12 protein-coding genes are annotated in these 19,639 nt (G+C 70.2%); 5 read left to right on the forward strand and 7 right to left on the reverse strand.

The features are described from left to right. The first annotated feature begins 15 nt into the window (after nucleotides 1–15). Both ACYVC6_RS15330 and ACYVC6_RS15335 read left to right on the forward strand, forming a co-directional pair. On the forward strand, nucleotides 16–564 hold the full coding sequence (locus tag ACYVC6_RS15330; RefSeq protein ID WP_460715251.1) for an MmcQ/YjbR family DNA-binding protein: 549 nt from the start codon (nucleotides 16–18) through the stop codon (nucleotides 562–564). 36 nt (nucleotides 565–600) lie between these two features. Continuing rightward, a complete protein-coding gene (locus tag ACYVC6_RS15335; protein ID WP_460715252.1) occupies nucleotides 601–1,530 on the forward strand; it encodes a co-chaperone YbbN in 930 nt (309 codons plus the stop codon). Here ACYVC6_RS15335 and ACYVC6_RS15340 read toward each other — a convergent pair. The 6 genes from ACYVC6_RS15340 to ACYVC6_RS15365 form a co-directional block, all read right to left on the reverse strand. Next, a complete protein-coding gene (locus ACYVC6_RS15340) occupies nucleotides 1,527–2,306 on the reverse strand; it encodes an NUDIX domain-containing protein (RefSeq protein WP_460715253.1) in 780 nt (259 codons plus the stop codon). The genes ACYVC6_RS15335 and ACYVC6_RS15340 overlap by 4 nt on opposite strands. A gap of 53 nt (nucleotides 2,307–2,359) precedes the next feature. Further along, nucleotides 2,360–4,585: a 1,4-alpha-glucan branching protein GlgB gene (gene glgB, locus ACYVC6_RS15345; RefSeq protein ID WP_460715254.1), complete on the reverse strand. Its 2,226-nt coding sequence runs from the start codon at nucleotides 4,583–4,585 to the stop codon at nucleotides 2,360–2,362. Further along, nucleotides 4,582–6,036 (reverse strand): maltokinase N-terminal cap-like domain-containing protein, encoded by a 1,455-nt coding sequence (locus ACYVC6_RS15350; RefSeq protein WP_460715255.1) that lies wholly within the window; start codon nucleotides 6,034–6,036, stop codon nucleotides 4,582–4,584. The genes glgB and ACYVC6_RS15350 overlap by 4 nt, the downstream gene beginning before the upstream one ends. After that, complete coding sequence (treS, locus tag ACYVC6_RS15355; protein ID WP_460715256.1) at nucleotides 6,033–7,766, reverse strand: maltose alpha-D-glucosyltransferase; 1,734 nt, start codon at nucleotides 7,764–7,766, stop codon at nucleotides 6,033–6,035. Before treS ends, ACYVC6_RS15350 begins: the two co-directional genes overlap by 4 nt. 5 nt (nucleotides 7,767–7,771) lie before the next feature. Continuing rightward, nucleotides 7,772–9,736, reverse strand: a complete 1,965-nt coding sequence (locus ACYVC6_RS15360) for an alpha-1,4-glucan--maltose-1-phosphate maltosyltransferase (RefSeq protein WP_460715257.1) — start codon at nucleotides 9,734–9,736, stop codon at nucleotides 7,772–7,774. 243 nt (nucleotides 9,737–9,979) lie between these two features. Continuing rightward, on the reverse strand, nucleotides 9,980–13,471 hold the full coding sequence (locus tag ACYVC6_RS15365; protein WP_460715258.1) for a M36 family metallopeptidase: 3,492 nt from the start codon (nucleotides 13,469–13,471) through the stop codon (nucleotides 9,980–9,982). A gap of 115 nt (nucleotides 13,472–13,586) precedes the next feature. Here ACYVC6_RS15365 and glgP point away from each other — a divergent pair, with 115 nt between their 5' ends. Further along, nucleotides 13,587–16,163, forward strand: coding sequence for an alpha-glucan family phosphorylase (gene glgP / locus ACYVC6_RS15370; protein ID WP_460715259.1), 2,577 nt, complete (start codon nucleotides 13,587–13,589; stop codon nucleotides 16,161–16,163). Between the two features lie 7 nt (nucleotides 16,164–16,170). On the opposite strand, the gene glgX is transcribed toward glgP, so the two are convergent. Next, nucleotides 16,171–18,321 carry a glycogen debranching protein GlgX gene (glgX, locus tag ACYVC6_RS15375; RefSeq protein ID WP_460715260.1) on the reverse strand — a complete coding sequence of 717 codons (2,151 nt, stop codon included), beginning with the start codon at nucleotides 18,319–18,321 and terminating at the stop codon, nucleotides 16,171–16,173. A 39-nt stretch (nucleotides 18,322–18,360) separates the two neighbouring features. On the opposite strand from glgX, the gene ACYVC6_RS15380 reads away from it, so the two are divergent. Together ACYVC6_RS15380 and ACYVC6_RS15385 are read left to right on the forward strand one after the other, a co-directional pair. Then, nucleotides 18,361–19,185 (forward strand): enoyl-CoA hydratase/isomerase family protein, encoded by an 825-nt coding sequence (locus ACYVC6_RS15380; protein WP_460715261.1) that lies wholly within the window; start codon nucleotides 18,361–18,363, stop codon nucleotides 19,183–19,185. A 9-nt stretch (nucleotides 19,186–19,194) separates the two neighbouring features. After that, the gene (locus ACYVC6_RS15385; protein ID WP_460715262.1) at nucleotides 19,195–19,590 is read left to right on the forward strand and encodes a hypothetical protein; all 396 of its coding nucleotides are present in this window, start codon (nucleotides 19,195–19,197) and stop codon (nucleotides 19,588–19,590) included. The last annotated feature ends 49 nt before the right edge of the window (nucleotides 19,591–19,639 follow it).

The raw sequence follows: 19,639 nt of genomic DNA on the forward strand, positions 1-19,639 counted from the left end.
ACTACCGTCCGGTGGGTGACCACCGCGGACGACGTACGTCGCGTCGGGCTGGCACTGCCGCGCGCCTACGAGCGGTTGATCGGTGGCCGCTGGAAGCTCAAGGTCCGGCAGATCGTGTTCTGCGCGTTCTCCAAGGACGAGCTGTCGATGGGCTTCGGGTTCCCGAAGGCCGAGCGCGACGGGCTCGTCGAGTCCGACCCCGAGACGTTCTTCCTCCCCCCGGCGCGCGACCTGCGCTACCAGTGGGTGTGCGCCCGGCTCGACCGGCTCGACGACGACGAGATGCGCGAGCTGGTCACCGACGCGTGGCGGATGTGCACGCCGGCGATGCTGCACGACCTGCCCGAGATGCCGGAGCCCACGGCCGCGGCCTGGGCAGCCATCGACGCGGGGGAGTGGGGCGAGCTGCGCCCGCTCCTGCACCCACGCCTCGACTTCAGCGACGGCCGCACCACGCTGCGCGGACGGTCCGAGGTGCTGCGCCACCTGCAGGACTCGCCGACGCCCAAGCCGCCGACCAGCGTCGAGATCCGTGACGGCCAGGTCTACCGGTGGGTCCGCTGACCTTGCCGCTGGCGACGCCTCCATAGGATTGCGGTCATGACCCAGCAGCCGTTCTCCCGCCCGGGGGCCATCGACCTCTCGGCGTTGAAGCGTCCCGCCGCCCAGCCGCCGAGCGGTGGCGCCGGAGCAGCGACGGCCGGCGCGTCGTACTGGCTGGAGGTCGACGAGCAGAGCTTCCAGGCGACGCTCGAGGCGTCGATGACGGCGCCGGTGCTGCTGGTGTTCTACTCGCCCAGCCGGCTCCCTGAGAGCGAGCAGATGGCCCGTGACCTGGCCACGGTCGCCGAGGAGTACGAGGGCCGCTTCCTCGCCGGGCTCGTCAACATCGACGTCTCGCCGGCGATCGCCCAGGCCGTGCAGCTGCCGTCGGTGCCCTACGTGTTCGCGGTCCTCGACGGTCGCCCGGCGCCGCTGATCCAGGACGTCATGAAGCTCGACGACCTGCGGGGCGCCATCAACCAGATCATGCAGCAGCTGACCGCGCAGGGCATGACCGCCCGGCACCAACCGCGTGCGGGAAGCGCCCCTGAGGAGGGCACGGACGAGCCGGTGTCCGACCCGCGCTACGCCGCCGCCGAGGACGCGCTGGCCGCCAACGACTTCGCCGGTGCGGTCGCCGAATACGAGAAGCTGCTGTCCGCCAACCCCGCGGACGCGGAAGCGGCCGCGGGCCTGGCGATGGCCCGAGTGCTGCAACGCACCGACGGGATCGACGACACCACCGCCCGTGCGGCCGCCGACGCCGCGCCCGACGACGTCAGCGCGCAGACCCTGGTCGCCGATCTCGACCTGCTCTCGGGCCAGGTCGACGACGCGTTCACCCGGCTGATCGAGCTGGTCCGGCGTACGGCGGGCGATGACCGCAACGCCGCCCGCGAGCACCTGGTCGGGCTGTTCGCGGCGGTCGGCAACGAGGACCCGAGGGTGCTCAAGGGCCGTCAGGCGCTGGCGTCGGCGCTGTTCTAGGGACCGGTCGAGCCCGGCTCGAGGCCGCCCTCGGTGTAGGCCGGCGCCTGGCCCTTCAAGTTGGCGATCGCGGCCGTGATCCTGCGGGCGGTGTAGTCCGCGCACCGCTCGGCGGCCTCGTCGACGGTGCAGAACGCGGCGTCCTTGATCTCGCGGTCCTGCCGGACGATGGTGTCGGCGAGGGCGACGTCGTGCGCGCCGCCGTCGAACACCAGGCACAGTGCGTCGTCCCAACCGCTCCACGGCGGCAGCCAGTCGGTGAGCAGCAGCGGGCCTGCTTCCAGGGAGAGGCCCAGCTCCTCCTCGACCTCGCGCGCCACCGCCAGCTGGGGCGACTCGCCCACCTCGACGACTCCGCCGGGAAGGTCCCAGTCCTTCTTGTAGGTCAGCTGGCACAGCAGCACCCGGTCGTCGCGGTCCCGGACGAGCATCTGGCTGATCGCCCGCTTGCGCGGCAGGAACGAGTTGAGCAGGGCCCGGAACCCCTCGGGCTCGTGGACGGGGGCGTCGGTGGCGAGTCGGGCGAAGACGATGCGGTCGACGGTCTCGCCGTCGACGGTGACCCCGCGCATCACGCCCTCGCGCCGCATGCCGGACCACGTGGCGTGCCGCTGGCTGTCGGTGTCCTCCGGGTCGATCCACGCCTCCACCCGCGCGTGGCCCTCCAGCGCCGCCTGCACCTCGCGGTGGACGTCGTCGATCGACTGCTCGGCCGACCACGAGATCCGGGCGACCCCGTCGGCCACCGTCAGCCGGACGACTGGTGGCTCGCTCACGCGGTCAGGCTAGTAGCCGCGGCCCGGCCCGGGCGGGCCTGGGCCGCAGGATCTCACCCGCGCCGGCGGAACCACACCGTCGCCAGAGGGGGCACCACGATGTCGGCGTACGCCGGCTGACCGACGTGGTCGCCCTCGACGGCGTGGATCGACCCGAGGTTGCCGACGCCGGAGCCGGTGTAGACCTCGGCGTCGGTGTTGACCACCTCGTCCCACTCACCTGCGGTGGGCAAGCCGAGCCGGTAGCCCTCGTGGGGGACTGCGGCGAAGTTGGCGACCACCACCATCTCCGGCGTGTCGGGGGCGCCGCGGCGGATGAAGGAGAAAACGTTGCGCCCGGCGTCGTTGGCGTCGACCCACTGGAACCCGTCCGGCTCCGCGTCGCGCTGCCACAGGGCGGGGGACTCCCGGTAGACCCGGTTGAGGTCGCGGACCACGGAGTGCACGCCCTGGTGCTCGGGGTGGTCGAGCAGCCACCAGTCCAGCTCGCGGGACTCGGCCCACTCCGACTCCTGGCCGATCTCGCAGCCCATGAAGAGCAGCTGCTTGCCGGGGTGCGCCCACATGTAGGCGAGGTAGGCGCGCAGGTTGGCCAGCTGGCGCCACCGGTCGCCCGGCATCTTGCGCAGCAGCGAGCCCTTGCCGTGCACGACCTCGTCGTGACTGATCGGGAGCACATAGTTCTCCGACCAGGCGTAGACCAGCGGGAACGTCAGCTCGTGGTGGTGGTAGGCGCGGTGCACCGGGTCGTGCTGCACGTAGGCGAGAGAGTCGTGCATCCAACCCATGTTCCACTTGAAGCCGAAGCCCAGGCCGCCCGAGGACGTCGGACCGGTCACCTGCGGCCACGACGTCGACTCCTCGGCGATCGTGGTGACGCCAGGCGTCCGCTTGTAGACGGTGGCGTTCATCTCCTGGAGGAACTGGACCGCCTCGAGGTTCTCGCGACCGCCGTACTTGTTCGGCGTCCACTCGCCCTCCTCGCGGGAGTAGTCGAGGTAGAGCATCGAGGCGACGCCGTCGACGCGCAGGCCGTCGGCGTGGAACTCCTCGAGCCAGTAGAGCGCATTGGCGTAGAGGAAGTTGCGCACCTCGTGGCGGCCGAAGTTGAAGATGTGGGAGCCCCACTCCTTGTGCCACCCGCGTTGGGGGTTGGGGTCCTCGTAGAGGGGGGTGCCGTCGAACATCGGCAGCGCCCACTCGTCGGTGGCGAAGTGGCCGGGCACCCAGTCGAGGATCACGCCGATGCCGGCCTGGTGCAGCTTGTCGACGAGCAGCCGGAAGCCGTCGGGGTCGCCGAAACGCGAGTCCGGGGCGAAGTAGGACGTGACGTGATAGCCCCACGAGCCGCCGAACGGGTGCTGCATCACCGGCATCAGCTCGACGTGGGTGAAGCCCAGGTCGGACAGGTACGCCGGCAGCTCCTCGGCGAGGTCCTGCCAGCTCTTGCCGCGCCTCCAGGAGGCGAGGTGCATCTCGTAGACCGACATCGGCTCCGAGACGTGCTGCTTGCCGGGCCGGGAGGTCATCCACTCCTCGTCGTGCCACTCGTAGGTCGACTCGAACACCTTGGAGGCCGTGTCGGCGGGTTGCTCGGCCCACGACGCCATCGGGTCGGCCTTCTCGCGCCACTGCCCGTCGGCGCCGAGGACGACGTACTTGTATCCGGCGCCGCTGCCGACGCCGGGGACGAAGAGCTCCCAGATGCCGGACTGGCCGAGCTGTCGCATCGGGTGCTCGCGACCGTCCCAGCTGTTGAAGTCGCTCTTGAGCCGGACGCCGCGGGCCGACGGGGCCCAGACCGCGAACGCTGTGCCGCTGATGGTCTCGCCGAGCGGCGTCTCGTAGTGGTGGACGCGGGCGCCGAGGACCTCCCACAGCTGCTCGTGGCGGCCCTCGTTGATGAGGTGCAGGTCCATCTCGCCGAGAGTGGGCAGGAACCGGTAGGGATCGTCGACGGTGAGCGTCGGCCCGGCGTCGTAGGTCACCTCGAGCCGGTAGTCGGGGACGGTGCTGTCGTCTGGGGCGCCCGGCAGGACACCGACCCAGATGCCCTCGTGCTCGTGCTCCAGGGGGTGGCGGGTGCCGTCGCCGTGCCGGACCACCACGGTCCGCGCGAGCGGCTTGAAAGTGCGGATGGTGACTGCGCCGTCGTAAGGGTGTGGTCCCAGGACCGAGTGGGGGCTGCCGTGCTCACCGTTGACGAGCAGCGTCAGCTCGTCCCGGGGGACCGGTTGTATCGAGGAGGCTGGTGACTGCGGGGTGGTGGGGGTGTTCATGCGGCTCCGATCTTCGCCACGGCCTGGAGCGGGACCTCGAGCCAGGCCGGGCGGTTGCGGGTCTCGTAGACGGTCTCGTAGACGGCTTTGTCCGCGACGTACGCGTCCAGCAAGATCTGTTGCTGCGAGGTGAGAGGCCCACCGGCGTAGGCGGCGAGGAAGTGGGACTTGTTGCGCTCGGCCCATAGCTCGGCCTCCTTCGAGAAGTGGTCGGCCTCGGCGCCGGCGCGCTCGCCCTCGGCCATGGCGCGTTCGACGACGCGCGGTGCGTAGTCGAAGCTGCGCAGCATGCCGGCGACGTCGCGCCAGGGGGAGTCGGGGCGCTGGCGCTCGGCCAACGGCTTGGCCGGCTCGCCCTCGAAGTCAACGATCTTCCAGCCGGTCGCGGTCCGCAGGGTCTGGCCCAGGTGGAGGTCGCCGTGGATCTGCTGGACGTCAAGGCCGTCGACGCTCGCGACCCGGGCGAACACCGAGCGCAGCACGCCGGCGTACGGCTGCAGGCCCGGGACGACGGTGGTGGCCGCGGCGAGCCGTTCGGTCATCTGTGCGGCCAGCTCCGCGGCCGCCGACGCCGGTCGTGTCTCGGCGGGGAAGTGCGAGCGCAGGACGTCGTGGACCTCGCGCAGCGCCTCACCGAGGCGGGTCGCCTCGGGAGCGAAGTCGCCCCCGGAGTCGGCCGCCTGCACGTCAGCCTCACCGGAGTCCTCGATGTCGGCGAACAGGGACCGGACGCTGGCGAGCGCGAGCTCGAACCCGTCGGTGGCCGTGCGGAGGAACTCCTGGAGCATCGCGAGCTGCAGGACCCCGCCCTCCGGGGTCGCCGGGTCGGTCGCCTCGAGCCATCCGTAGAGCGCCGCGATGTGCTCGGACTCGGCTCTGGTGAGCTCGGTGTGCACGGTGATGTCGGGGTTGGTGCCCGGCGTCACCTTGCGGAAGACCTTCATCAGCGCGTCCTCGCCGAAGGCCACCGAGGAGTTGGACTGCTCGCCCGAGAACAGGGTCGAGTGGGCCTCGAGATCGAGGTCGTGACCGGGCAGCCGGTGGAAGACCAGTCCGCCGCCTGTCCCGGGCCGCGGCGGTGAGTCGAAGGCTCGCTGCCACAGCGCCATCGCCTCCCGGTCGTGCAGCGCGTCGTAGGCGTGCACCCAGCCGTGCTCCGGGTCCTCCCACCAGCCGACGAACGCGTGGTCGAGGCGCGGCTCGGGGTGCTCGTAGAGCGCGAGCGGGACCTGGTAGAGCTCGGTGTCGCCCTCTCCGGAGTCGGGTCCGGAGTCGGCGTAGGTCACCTCCACCAGGTGGATGACGACCAGCGGTGGCCCGCCGGGGACCATGCCCACGGTGCGTACGTCGCTCACCGCGAACTCTCGGCCTTTGCCGCCGAACCAGCGGGTCCGCGCCAGGTAGGCCTCGAAGACGGTCGGGTCGAGGGTCAGTGCGGGAGATCTGCTCACAGGAGCTGCCCTTCCGGTCGCTCGTCCGACGGGGTCAGCCGGAACCAGTAGAAGCCGTAACCCGACAGCGTGAGCAGGTAGGGCAGCTCCCCGATCGCCGGGAAGGGCACGCCGCCGAGCAGCTCGGTCGGCACCATGCCCTCGAACCGGCGCAGGTCGAGCTCCACCGGCTGGGGGAACCTGGACAGGTTGTTGACGCAGAGGATCACGTCAGAGGTGCCGTCCTCGAGCTGGTGCTCGCGCGCGTACGACAGCACCGTCGGGTTCGAGCCGCCGAGGTCGGCGAACGACCCGAGGCCGAACGCGTCGTGCCGTCGCCGGGCCCAGATCATCCGGCGGGTCCAGTGAAGCAGCGAGGAGGGGTTCTCCAGCTGCGACTCGACGTTGACGCTCTGGTAGCCGTAGACCGGGTCCTGGATCGTGGGCAGGTGCAGCTTGCCGGGCGTGGCGGAGGAGAACCCGGCGTTGCGGTCCGGGGTCCACTGCATCGGCGTGCGCACGCCGTCGCGGTCACCGAGCCAGATGTTGTCGCCCATCCCGATCTCGTCGCCGTAGTAGAGGACGGGGGAGCCGGGCAGGGAGAGCAGGAGCGCGGTGAACAGCTCCATCCGGTTGGTGTCGTTGTCGAGGAGGGGGGCCAGCCGGCGGCGGATGCCGATGTTGGCCTTCATCCGCGGGTCCTTGGCGTACTCCTCCCACATGTAGTCGCGGTCCTCGTCGGTGACCATCTCGAGGGTCAGCTCGTCGTGGTTGCGCAGGAAGATGCCCCACTGACAGCCCGACGGGATGGGCGGCGTCTGTTCGAGGATCTCCGAGATCGGGTAGCGGGACTCGCGGCGGACCGCCATGAAGATGCGCGGCATGACCGGGAAGTGGAAGCACATGTGGCACTCGTCGCCGCCGACCTCGAAGTCACCGAAGTAGTCGACGACGTCGGCCGGCCACTGGTTGGCCTCGGCGAGGAGGACCTTGCCGGGGTACTTGTCGTCGACGAACCGCCGCACCTTCTTGAGGAACTCGTGGGTCTCCTTGAGGTTCTCGCCGTTGGTGCCCTCCCGCTCGTAGAGGTAGGGGACCGCGTCGAGCCGGAAGCCGTCGAGGCCCATGTCGAACCAGAACGAGACTGCGTCGAGGATCGCGTCGTGCACGGCCGGATTGTCGAAGTTGAGGTCCGGCTGGTGGCTGAAGAACCGGTGCCAGAAGTACTGCTGGCGGACCGGGTCCCAGGTCCAGTTGGACGGCTCGGTGTCGACGAAGATGATGCGGGCGTCCTGGTACTTCTCGTCGGTGTCGGACCACACGTAGAAGTCGCCGTAGGGACCGTCGGGGTCCTCACGGCTGGCCTGGAACCACGGGTGCTGGTCACTCGTGTGGTTCATGACGAAGTCGATGATCACGCGGATGCCCCGCTTGTGGGCCTCGTCGAGGAGCTCGTGGAAGTCCTCGACGGTGCCGATCTCGGGGAGGATGTCGGTGTAGTCGGCCACGTCATAGCCGCCGTCGCGCAGCGGTGAGGTGAAGAACGGCGGGATCCACAGGCAGTCGACCCCGAGCCACGCCAGGTAGTCGAGCTTCTCGATCAGTCCCTTGAAGTCGCCGGTGCCGTCGCCGTTGGAGTCGCGGAACGAGCGGACCATGACCTCGTAGAAGACGGCGGTCTTGAACCAGTCGGGGGTGGTGCCGGCCACCTCGGGGGTGTCGGGGAACGCTTCCGAGATCTCAGCGTTCATGTCGCTCAACGCTCCCGCACTGAGAGCACGTGCGCCGGTTCGCCGCCGGGATCGAGGCGCACGTAGTTGTGCTGGCTCCAACCCCAGTCGGCGCCGGTGATCTCGTCGTGGACCGTGAAGGAGTCACCCCAGTCGAACCCGAGGGCGGGCAGGTCGAGGTGAACGGTCGTCTCCCGGGCGGCGTGCGGGTCGAGGTTGACCACCACGATGACGACGTCGCTGTCGTGCTTCTTCGAGAAGACCAGCACGTTCTCGTCGTCGCTTGAGTGGATCGCCACGTTGCGGAGCAGCTGCAGGGCGGGGTGCGCACGCCGGATCTCGTTGAGCCGGGTGAGGTAGGGCGCGAGGGTCCGGCCCTCGGTGGCCGCGGCGTCCCAGTCGCGGATCCGGATCTGGTACTTCTCGGAGTCGAGGTACTCCTCGCTGCCCGGCTTGACGGCCACGTGCTCGAAGAGCTCGTAGCCGGCGTAGACGCCCCACGACGGCGAGCCGGTCGCGGCGATCACAGCGCGGACCTTGAACGCCGCCGGGCCGCCGTACTGCAGGTAGGCGTGCAGGATGTCCGGGGTGTTGACGAAGAAGTTGGGCCGCATCGTGTGGTCGGACTCGTGGGAGACCTCCATGAGGTATTCCTCGAGCTCCCACTTCGCCGTCCGCCAGGTGAAGTAGGTGTAGGACTGGTGGAAGCCGACGGCGCCCAGGCCGTGCATCATCGCCGGGCGGGTGAAGGCCTCGGACAGGAAGATCACGTCGGGGTCGGTGCGCCGGATCTCCTTGAGCAGCCACTCCCAGAACGCCACCGGCTTGGTGTGCGGGTTGTCGACCCGGAACACCCGCACGCCGTGGGCCATCCAGTGCTTGACGACCCGAAGGACCTCCCGACAGATCCCGACCGGGTCGTTGTCGAAGTTCATCGGGTAGATGTCCTGGTACTTCTTCGGCGGGTTCTCGGCATAGGCGATGGACCCGTCGGCCCGGGTTGTGAAGAACTGCGGGTGGCTCGTGACCCAGGGATGGTCGGGCGCCGCCTGGAGTGCGAGGTCGAGGGCGACCTCGAGCCCTAGTCCGTTGGCGTGCGCCACGAAGGCGTCGAAGTCCTCGAGGGTGCCGAGGTCGGGGTGGATCGCGTCGTGGCCGCCGTCCTTGGAGCCGATCGCCCACGGCGACCCGGTGTCGTCGGGCCCGGGGTCGAGGGTGTTGTTGCGGCCCTTGCGGTTGACCTCCCCGATCGGGTGGATCGGCGGCAGGTAGATGATGTCGAAGCCCATCTCCGCCACCGCGTCGAGGCGTTTGGCTGCGGTGCGGAAGGTGCCGCTGGTGATCGTGCCGTCCTTGGTCTGGGTCGCGCCCTCGGAGCGGGGGAAGAACTCGTACCAGCTGCCGAACAGCGCCAGCCGGCGGTCGGCGTAGGCGGGGTAGGGACCCTCGACGGTGGTCAGCTCGCGCAGCGGGTACCGGAGCAGGACCTCGGTCAGGGCCGGGTCCTCGAGGACCGCGAGCCGCGCCTCTGGTGGCCGGCCGACGTCCCGGGCCGCCCCGATCGCGCCTTGGACCACGCGCGCGTCGGCGGACGTGGCGTCCACGGTCGAGAGCACCCGCTCGAGGAGGAGCCGGCCCTCGGTGAACATCAGGTCGACGTCGACGCCGGCGGGGATCTTGAGACCGGCCGCGTGCTGCCAGGTGGCCACCGGGTCCGACCAGGCCTGGATCTCGAACGACCACGCACCCGGAGCGTCCGGCGTCACCCAGGCCTCGTAGCGGTCGGGGACGTCTCGGTGCTTGGTCATCCGGACCGGTTCACGGCGGACGCCGTCCGGGCCGGTGAGGACCACCTCGGCGCCGAGCTTGTCGTGTCCCTCGCGGAACACCGAGGCGCTCACCGGCATCGGCTCTCCGACCGTGGCCTTGGCGGGCTGTCGACCGAGGTCAACGACTGGCATGACGTCCATGACTGGGATGCGTCCGACCATCTCTCCAACCTAGTTGTTTACCCCCGCGAACTTCGACCGGCACCCGCGACGGACCGCTCGCTTCGCTGCGCGAAGCTCCGCCGTCCATCGCGGGCGACGGTCGATCGCGGGGCGCGCACGCTCCGCGTGCAACGCGAGCTTCGCTCGCCTGGACGACCGTGCGTCCACCTGGTACCCCACTCGCACAATGCCGAACGCCCCGGTCACCGCGAGGTGACCGGGGCGTTCCGAGGCAGCCTCGGCTCAGCGCTTCTTCTTGACCACCTTGCCGAACACCTGCAGCTCGGCAGCGTGCACGATCGTGCCGCGGTCGGAGCCGGCCTTGCAGTCGGTGGCCGCCGTCGGGTCCTCGTCCTGCTCGCCGGCGTACGCCGGGCCGCCGGTGCACTGGTTCTCCAGCGTCACCAGTCGGACGGCGACGGCCTTGGCCGCCTTCTTGAGCTTGAAGGTGCGCAAGGTCAGGTTGGGCGCGACCGGACGCGGGGCGATGGCCGGGAAAGCGTCGGCCCTGGACACGTAGACCCGCCGCCACTTCGCCGAGGCCGTGGTGCAGGCCTTGACGCACACCTCGAGGGCGAACTGCCGCAGGGCGGTGAAGCGCGACCCGGAGTCGGGGTCGGCGGCGAGCGGGATCTCCTCCGGGTTGGCCGGCGCCGGGTTGAGCATGGCGCTGACCTGGATGCGGTTGATCTTCACCTTGCGCTTGCCGGCCAGGTCGACGGTCACCGACGGGTGCGTCGTGTCGACGTCGCCCTCGGTGACACCACCCCAGTTGGTGGCCTCGGTGCCGTCGATGAGGTTGTCGGGGTTGCGCGAGCCCGCCGTCGAGTCGAGGACCTTGGCACCACTGGCGGCCGCGGCGAAGTTCTTCTTCGTCTTGATCTTCTTCACGATCCGGAACTTGCCCTTGGTCCCCTTCTTGCCGGTCACCTTGAGGGTGAACCGCTTGAAGCCGGTCTTCGGCGAGACGTAGGTCATCCGGTACTTACCCGGCGTGAACTGCGTCTTGTTCTTGAGGGCTGTCTTCTTGTCCAGGTCGGCGACCGGGGTGGCCCGGGCCTCATAGGGACCCACGTAGACCTTGCCCTTGCCCTTGCCGACGAACTTGACCCGGACGTTCCTGCCGCGGGCGCTGGCGAAGCTCGGCACGGTGTCACCGGAGTCGGCCGACGGGACGCTCGCCCTCTTGCCCATGCCGCGACGGGCGAAGGCCTGGTAGAGGACATTGGCGTTGGCGCCGTTGAAGCGCATCTGGTCCGCGGCGATCATCGCGTCGCGGGCGTCCAGCATCGACGTCGCACCCTGCTGGAGCAGGAACGCGTCGAACACCAGCTGGACCCAGCGCCGGTTGCCGGGGCAGGCCTGGGCCGGGAACGGCGAGGACGTGCCGTCGGTGGATGCCTGGGCGCACTTGAGCTGGAGCGCTGCGTCCGAGTAGGGGAACGCCTTGTTGTACTTCTCGACCAGCGCCTGCCGGACCTCCCACATGGCGGCGTTCCAGATCTCCCCGTCGGCGTGGACCTCGTCGCCGGTCGAGTCGAACCCGTAGTCACTGAAGTTCAGCGGGTTCTTGTCAATGGGGTAGTCGCGGATGCCGGCCTTGGTGTTGCCGGTGGCGTAGGGGCCTACCACCCAGGGGCTGGCTCCGGTCGAGTACCCGTGGCTGAACATGTACTCGGCAGCCACGAGGTCACTCCACGACTCACCCATGGCGCCGCCGTGCTCGGAGGTGAGCCCCTCGTCGGGACCGCCGACCATCCGGTTGCTGATGGCGTGGGTGTATTCGTGGCCGACGATGCTCATGTCGAGCCCACCGTCCGCGCAGGGGCTGTAGAACGCACCCGCGATCGGCTGGAAGAGGTACTGGTTGGTGATGCCCGGCGTGCCGTCCTGGAGGGTGATCTGGTTGGCGTTGTCACGACCGAGGTAGGACGGGTTGCCGCCCGTGAGGGCACCCGCCTGGGCGTTGCCGACCTCGGGGTCTCCCCCGACCCCGCCGCGGCCCAGGTTGTCGACCTGCATGTTGTAGTTCGACTCGGTGAAGCCCAGGTAGTAGGAGTAGTCGTGCATCCGGTTGTGGCTGGCGAACAGGTTGGTCACCGACGCGACGATGTCGTTGCCGCCGGGGACCAGCGCACTGGGGGAGCACTTGGCGTTGTCCCAGGCGTCGGTGAACGCCTGGGTGTACTCCCGGAGCGCCGAGACCGGGGCCTGGAACAGGCCGCCCGGGGTCAGCGGGCTGGCCCAGGCCTCCTTGGTGTTGGCGTTGTTGCCGGAGGTCGTCTGGGTCGAGGTCCCGCCGGCGCTGATGGTGTCCCACGGACCGGGAGCCGACACGTTGCGCAGCGCACCGGTAGGCACGTCACAGCCCGCGGCGGGGAGCCAGCAGCCGACGTTGCTGTTGCCCGGGACCGCCGCGCTGCCCAGCGAGCCGAGACTCGGGTTGGCGGTGAAGTAGCGCCACTTGGGGTTCAGCATCACGTTGCTGGGCGAGGGGCCCGCAGTGCTGCTCCAGCCCACCGTGATCTCGTAGGGACCGACGTTCGCCGGCACCGTCGGGTCGTCGAAGGGGCAGACCTGGGCGTTGTAGGTGCCGGCGGGGATGTTGGTCGACTGGTAGGTCGCCGCCTCCGGGTTGGTGCCGAGGTCGCCGGCGACGAGCAGGTTGCCGTTCGGGTCGAACAACTTCACCACGTGGTCGTCGACCGGCGCGCCGACGCTCACCGCGACGATCTCCTTGGTCGCGTCGTCGGTCAGCGTGAACGGGTGCAGCGGGCCACAGCCCTGGGCGGACGTGCTGCCGGTGAAGGGCGCGATCCCGTCGGCGTTGTCGACCTGGTTGTGCCGGTGCAGGACGGCGCCGCTGACGGCGTCGACCATCAGCGTGTAGGCCAGCGTCGAGCCGCCGCTGACGTCGACCACGTTGGCCTCGATGACCGGGCGAACCGAACCGTCGGCGAAGGCGAGGGCGCGGAGCCGGGCCTGCTGCTCCTGGGCGAACCCGGGCACGGTGAGCTGGGTGAACCCGTTGGCCACTCTGGTCTCGATGTCGCCCACCTGACCGGCGGGCACCGGGCGGCCGACGTTGTCGGCGGCCTTGAGCCAGCCCTGGAGCGGGCTGAGCGCCGCCTCGGCGGGTGAGCCCGTGGTCTTGGTGAGGGAGGACGAGACGTAGGCGATGTGGCCGCCCGCGACCCCGACGGTCACCATGCTGCCGATCGAGGCCACCAGCGACCCGAAGCGCTGGCGGAACAGCACCGCCCGCGCGCTGCTCTGGGCGAACTGCTGCACGTTGACCAGCTCGAGCGAGTCGATCTGGGCGGTGGAGAGGCCGAACACCGCCGCGTGGCTGCGCAGCCAGGCGCGAGCAGCGACCGCGGGGTCGCTCGAGGTGGCCCTGCCGAGGCTGCCGCGCTTGGGCAGCAGCGAGGCGGGCGTGCCGAAGTCGTTCCAGCGGACGTCGTTGACGCCCAGCTTGGACACAGCGCGGATCTGGGCCGCGCTCGGCTTGGTCACCCCCCGCACGTCGAGGTCGGCCAGGCCCGCGGCCGGGTCACCAGGGGTGATCACCAGGTCGTCGGCCGGGGCTGCGGAGGCGATGGCGGCGGCCGGGGTGGGGCCGTTCGCGAACGCCGGGAGCTGGACGAGGCCGGGGACCAGGGTGGCGGTCAGCAGGCCGAGTGCAGCAGCGGTGACGCGGGCGCGCGGACGCACCCGAGAGGAGGAGAGGGTCATGACTGCCTCAACGGGGCGGAGGCTCGGGCGTTATGCACGACGGTGAAACGGCGGGTCCGGGAGGGACACGCCGTCCGGCCTTGGATCGTTCAAAGAATCGCGCTAGCGTGCGCCGGTGCGCGCTATCGGCCGATTCACCGTTCGTCCTGTCCTGCCAGACGCGCTCGCCGCCCTCGGCGAGCTGGCCCAGAACCTGCGCTGGTCCTGGCACCCTCAGTCGCAGGCCGTCTTCCGCGAGGTCGACGCCGAGCTGTGGGAGTCCACCGGACGTGATCCGGTGACGCTGCTCGGTGCCGTGAGCCGGACCCGGTTCGACGAGCTGGCCGCCGACGACGGCTTCCTGGACCGGCTCCGCGCGGTGCGCGCCGACCTGTCGGCCTATCTCTCCGGTGACCGCTGGTACCAGCGCCGGGTCAGCGAAGGACCGGCGTCGATCGCCTACTTCTCCCCGGAGTTCGGCATCACTGCGGTGCTGCCGCAGTACTCGGGCGGCCTGGGCATCCTGGCCGGCGACCACCTCAAGGCCGCCAGCGATCTGGGCGTGCCGATCGTCGGCGTCGGTCTGCTCTACCGGCACGGCTACTTCAAGCAGTCACTGTCGCGCGAGGGCTGGCAGCAGGAGACCTACCCGGTCCTCGACCCCGACGGGCTGCCGATCTCCCTGCTGCGCGAGCCGGACGGCTCACGCGCGACGATCTCGATCGACCTGCCGGGCGGGCCGCCGCTGGTCGCGCGCATCTGGGTGGCGAGCGTGGGTCGGGTGCCGTTGCTCATGCTGGACACCGATGTCGAGGGCAACCCCGACCACTACGTCGACGTCACCGACCGGCTCTACGGCGGCAACAGCGAGCACCGGCTCCGCCAGGAGCTGCTGCTCGGCGTGGGCGGCGTGCGGGCGCTCCGGGCCTACAGCCGGATCACCGGCGCACCGGCGCCGGAGGTGTTCCACACCAACGAGGGCCACGCCGGCTTCCTCGGGATCGAGCGCATCCGCGAGCTCACCGTCGCCGCCGGGAAGGCCAAGGTCGACTTCGACACCGCGCTCGAGATGGGACGGGCGTCCACGGTCTTCACGACGCACACGCCGGTGCCGGCGGGCATCGACCGCTTCCCGCGCTCGCTGGTGGAGCAGTACTTCGGCGAGAGCGGTGCCACGCCGGGGGTCCCGATCGACCGGATCCTGGCGCTCGGCACCGAGGACTACCCCGGGGGAGACCCCTCGGTCTTCAACATGGCGGTGATGGGCTTCCGGCTGGCGCAGCGGGCCAACGGCGTGTCGGTGCTGCACGGCGAGGTCAGCCGCGGCATGTTCAACGGGCTCTGGCCCGCCTTCGACGAGGCCGAGGTCCCGATCGGGTCGATCACCAACGGTGTGCATGCGCCGACCTGGGTGGCCCCCGAGGTCATCAACCTGGCTGTCGAGCAGGGTGCGGACGCCGACGGCGACGACGCCGAGGCGTTCTGGGCGGCGGCCGACAAGGTGCCCAGCCACGAGATCTGGGCGGTCAAGCGCCTGCTCCGCGAGCGGCTGGTCGTCGATGCCAGGAGCCGCCTGCGTGCCTCGTGGGGAGAGCGGGGGGCGGTCAACGCCGAGCTCGGCTGGATCGACACGGCGCTCGACCCCGACGTGCTGACCATCGGGTTCGCCCGCCGGGTGCCGTCGTACAAGCGACTGACCCTCATGCTGCGCGACCCCGAGCGGCTCAAGAGCCTGCTGCTGCACCCCGAGCGCCCGGTGCAGCTGGTCATCGCCGGCAAGGCCCACCCAGCCGACGACGGCGGCAAGAAGCTGATCCAGGAGCTCGTCCGGTTCGCCGACGACGCCGAGGTCAGGCACCGCATCGTGTTCCTGCCCAACTACGACATCGCGATGGCCCAGCCCCTCTACCCCGGCTGCGACGTGTGGCTCAACAACCCGCTGCGCCCTTACGAGGCGTGCGGCACCTCGGGCATGAAGGCGGCGCTCAACGGCGGCCTCAACCTGTCGATCCTCGACGGCTGGTGGGACGAGTGGTTCGACGGCGACAACGGGTGGGCGATCCCCTCCGCCGACGGGATCGACGACCACGACAAGCGTGACGACCTCGAGGCCGAGTCCCTCTACGACCTCATCGAGAACGAGGTGGCGCCGCGCTTCTACGACGTCGACCACGACGGTGTCCCGACCCGCTGGATCGAGATGGTCAGGCACACCCTGAAGTCCCTCGGCCCGAAGGTCCTCGCCACCCGGATGGTCCGTGACTACGTCCGGGGGCTCTACGCCCCGGCGGCGGTCAACGCCCGGGCGCTCAACTCCGACTTCCACGGCGCCGCCGAGCTCGCCGCCTGGAAGAAGAAGGTCCGCACCTCCTGGCCGGCCGTCCGCGTCGAGCACGTCGAGAGCAGCGGCGTCGGCGACGCACCCGAGGTCGGCGCGACGCTGTCGGTCCGCTCGTTCGTCTCGCTCGGCGACCTGGCTCCGGACGACGTCCACGTCCAGGTCGTGCACGGCAAGATCGACAGCTCGGACCGGCTCGTCGACACCACCGTCGAGGACCTGGCGCTGGCCGAGTCCTACGAGGGTGGCCGGCACCGCTTCGACGGCGACGTCGTCCTGGACCGCTCGGGGGCCTTCGGCTACACCGTCCGGGTCACCCCGCGCAACGACCTGCTGACGAGCGTGGCCGAGCTGGGGGTCGTGGCCTTCGCGTGAGCGCGGGCTAGGTCTCCCGGAGGACGACCACCGACTGCCGCCGGAGCGTCAGCCGGTCGCCGGCCTTGACCGGAGTTCCGATCGAGAGCTTGGGGTCGGTGGAGAGCACGATCTCACCGGTCTCGACCCACTCGTTGTCCGCCAGCGTGATCGAGACGTTGGAGCGGCCGGCGTTGAACCACATGACGAACGACGTGTCGAACTGCTGCTCGCCGCGCGGCCCGGGGGAGCGCAGCGGGTTGCCCGAGACGAACATGCCGAACGCTGTCAGCGACGGGTCGTGCCAGTCGTCGCCGGTCATCTCCCGCCCCTCCGGGTGCAGCCAGGCCAGGTCCTTCGGGCCGCCGCGGATGGTGGGGCGGCCCTCGAACCAGTGCCGCTGGCGCAGCGCCGGGTGGTCGCGGCGCAGCCGGAGCGCCGCCTTGGTGATCTCGTAGACGTCGAGCCACGCGTCGTCGGGCCGCCAGTCGACCCACGAGGTCTCGTCGTCGAGGCAGTAGGGGTTGTTGTTGCCGCGCTGGGTGCGACCGCGCTCGTCGCCGGCGGTGATCATCGGGACGCCGTTGGACAGGCAGAGCGTCGCCATCAGGTTGGCCGCGCTGCGACGCCGGAGGCGGACGATCTCCTCGTCGTCGGTCTCGCCCTCGACGCCGTGGTTCCAGGAGCGGTTGTTGTCGGTGCCGTCCCGGTTGTGCTCGCCGTTGGCCTCGTTGTGCTTCCGGTCGTAGCTCACCAGGTCGCGCACGGTGAAGCCGTCGTGGGCGGTGACGAAGTTGACCGAGGCGTACGGCGAGCGGCCGTCGTCCGCGTAGAGGTCGGAGGAGCCGGCCAGCCGGGTCGCCACGTTGCGGATCGCCGGCGAGCCGTGCAGCCAGAAGTCCCGGATCTCGTCGCGGAACTGGTCGTTCCACTCGATCCAGGGCGGCGGGAACTCACCGACCCGGTAGCCGTCGCCGGACGCGTCCCACGGCTCCGCGACGAGCTTCACGTGCCGCAGCACGGGGTCCTGGCCGATCGCGACCAGCAGGTGCGAGGACATGTCGACCTGCTTGCCCGTGCGGGTCAGCGCCGAGAGCAGGTCGAACCGGAATCCGTCGACGCGCATCTCGGTGACCCAGTAGCGCAACGAGTCCAGGATCATCCGGAGTGCGAACGGGTGTGCTGCGTCCAGCGTGTTGCCGCAGCCGGTCACGTCCCAATAGGTGTCGGGGAACGGCTCGCCAGCCCGGACCGGGTCCACGCGGTGGTAGACCTTGTCGTCGAGCCCGCGGAAGGACAGCGTCGGCCCTTCGACCCCGCCTTCGGCGGTGTGGTTGTAGACGACGTCGAGGATGACCTCGAGGCCGGCCTCGTGGAACGCCTTGACCATCTGCTTGAACTCGGTGACCTGCTGGCCCCGGTCGCCTGAGGCCGAGTAGGCGGCGTGCGGGGCGAAGAACCCGATGGAGTTGTAGCCCCAGTAGTTCACGAGCCCCCGCTTGGCGACGGCCGGCTCGGTGCAGAACTGGTGGACAGGGAGCAGCTCGACCGCCGTGACGCCGAGGTCGCGGAGGTAGTCGATGACGGCCGGGGTCGCCAGGCCGGCGTAGGTGCCGCGCAAGTGCTCGGGCACCCGGTCGTGCAGCCGGGTCATCCCCTTGACGTGCAGCTCGTAGACCACCGAGTCGCGCCACCGGCGCTGGATCCGGGTGTCGTCGCCCCAGTCGAACCGGTCGTCGACGACCACGCTCTTGGGGACGAAGGGTGCCGAGTCGGCGTCGTCTCGCTCGCTCGGGGCGACGGCGTCGTAGCCGAACACCGCGGGCACCGGGTCGAGCTCGCCGCTGATGGCGCGGGCGTAGGGGTCGAGCAGGAGCTTGGCGGCGTTGAACCGTAGACCCTGCTCGGGGGCCCAGGGTCCCGCGACCCGGTAGCCGTAGCGGGTGCCCACCGCTACGTCGGGCACCGCGCCGTGCCAGACACCCAGGGACCGCTCGGTCAGCCGGTGCCGGGTCTCGTTGTCGTCCTCGTCGAACAGGCAGACCCAGGCGGCCGTCCCCTCGGGAGCCCAGACGGCGAAGTTGGTGGCTTCGGCCGACCACGTCGAGCCGAGGGGGAAGTAGCGTCCGGGCCAGATCGGCGCGGTCTCGCCTCGGGTGCGCCAGAGTCCGGGGGCCACCGCGCGAGTCTAGGAGGCCCCGGCGTGCAGAATGCGCGCATGACCGAGTCGCAGAACGGGTCCCAGAGCAGTTCCCACCACGAGTTCGTCCGCCTCGAGGTCGCCGACGGGATCGGCACCCTGCGGCTCGACCGGCCGAAGATGAACGCGATCAGCCTGCAGGTGCAGGACGAGCTGCGTGCCGCGGCAGCCGAGGCGACCGAGCGCGACGACGTCAAGGCGGTCGTCGTCTACGGCGGCGAGCGGGTCTTCGCGGCCGGCAACGACGTCAAGGAGATGGCCGACCTCGACTACGCCGACATGGTCAGGCTCGGCGGCTCGGTGCAGTCCGCCGTGACGGCGGTGGCCCGGATCCCCAAGCCGGTCGTCGCCGCGATCACCGGCTACGCGCTCGGCGGTGGGTGCGAGCTGGCGCTGGCCGCCGACGTCCGGTTCGCCCACGAGAAGGCGGTCCTCGGCCAGCCGGAGATCCTGCTCGGCATCATCCCCGGCGCCGGCGGCACCCAGCGGCTGAGCCGCCTGGTCGGCGCGAGCAAGGCCAAGGACCTCATCTTCACCGGCCGCTTCGTGCCGGCCGACGAGGCCTTGGCGATGGGGCTGGTCGACCGCGTGGTCGCCGGTGAGTCGCCGGCCGCGGTCTACGACGAGGCGCTCGCCTGGGCCAAGCAGTTCGTCGGCGGTGCGACGTACGCCCTGCGGGCCGCCAAGGAGAGCATCGACCGCGGGCTGGAGGTCGACCTCGAGTCCGGGCTCGAGATGGAACGCGCCCAGTTCGCCGCGCTTTTCGCAACCGCCGACCGTGCCACGGGTATGCAATCCTTCATCGAGGACGGACCCGGCAAGGCGCGGTTCGAGGGCAGGTGAGGCGGGGAGATGGCGTCTGAGGAGTCCGCCAAGGACGCGGGATCCGACAAGGGGTCCGCGGCGGCCACGGGCACGTCGGGGACGCCGGGCCGCGGCAGCGCGAGCATCGCGAGGACCCGGGCCGTGCTGGCCCAGGTGATCTGGCTGCTGTTCGTGGTCGCGGCGCTGTTCCTCGCGGTCGGCGCCCTCCTGGTCGCGCTGGACGCCAACGTCGACAACAACCTGGTCCAGTTCGTGCTCGACGGTGCCGATGCCGTGGACCTCGGCGTCTTCTCCGTGGACAACGGGATCATGAAGTTCACCGGCGAGAACGCCGACACCAAGAACGCCCTGTTCAACTGGGGTCTCGGCGCGGTCGTGTGGTTGGCCGTGGGCCGGATCCTGGATCGGGTCGTGCGGCCGTGACATCCGTCTCGGCTGCGACCGTGACAGTGATTGTGTGAGGAAGGCGACC

It is taken from the genome of Nocardioides dilutus (assembly GCF_054779555.1).

What these genes read in the sequence shown, in the direction of transcription:
- ACYVC6_RS15360 (WP_460715257.1), bottom strand. Translation starts at nt 9,736, where the DNA reads ATGGTCGGACGCATCCCAGTCATGGACGTCATGCCAGTCGTTGACCTC.
- ACYVC6_RS15365 (WP_460715258.1), bottom strand. Translation starts at nt 13,471, where the DNA reads ATGACCCTCTCCTCCTCTCGGGTGCGTCCGCGCGCCCGCGTCACCGCT.
- ACYVC6_RS15380 (WP_460715261.1), top strand. Translation starts at nt 18,361, where the DNA reads ATGACCGAGTCGCAGAACGGGTCCCAGAGCAGTTCCCACCACGAGTTC.
- glgB (WP_460715254.1), bottom strand. Translation starts at nt 4,585, where the DNA reads ATGAACACCCCCACCACCCCGCAGTCACCAGCCTCCTCGATACAACCG.
- ACYVC6_RS15385 (WP_460715262.1), top strand. Translation starts at nt 19,195, where the DNA reads ATGGCGTCTGAGGAGTCCGCCAAGGACGCGGGATCCGACAAGGGGTCC.
- ACYVC6_RS15335 (WP_460715252.1), top strand. Translation starts at nt 601, where the DNA reads ATGACCCAGCAGCCGTTCTCCCGCCCGGGGGCCATCGACCTCTCGGCG.
- treS (WP_460715256.1), bottom strand. Translation starts at nt 7,766, where the DNA reads ATGAACGCTGAGATCTCGGAAGCGTTCCCCGACACCCCCGAGGTGGCC.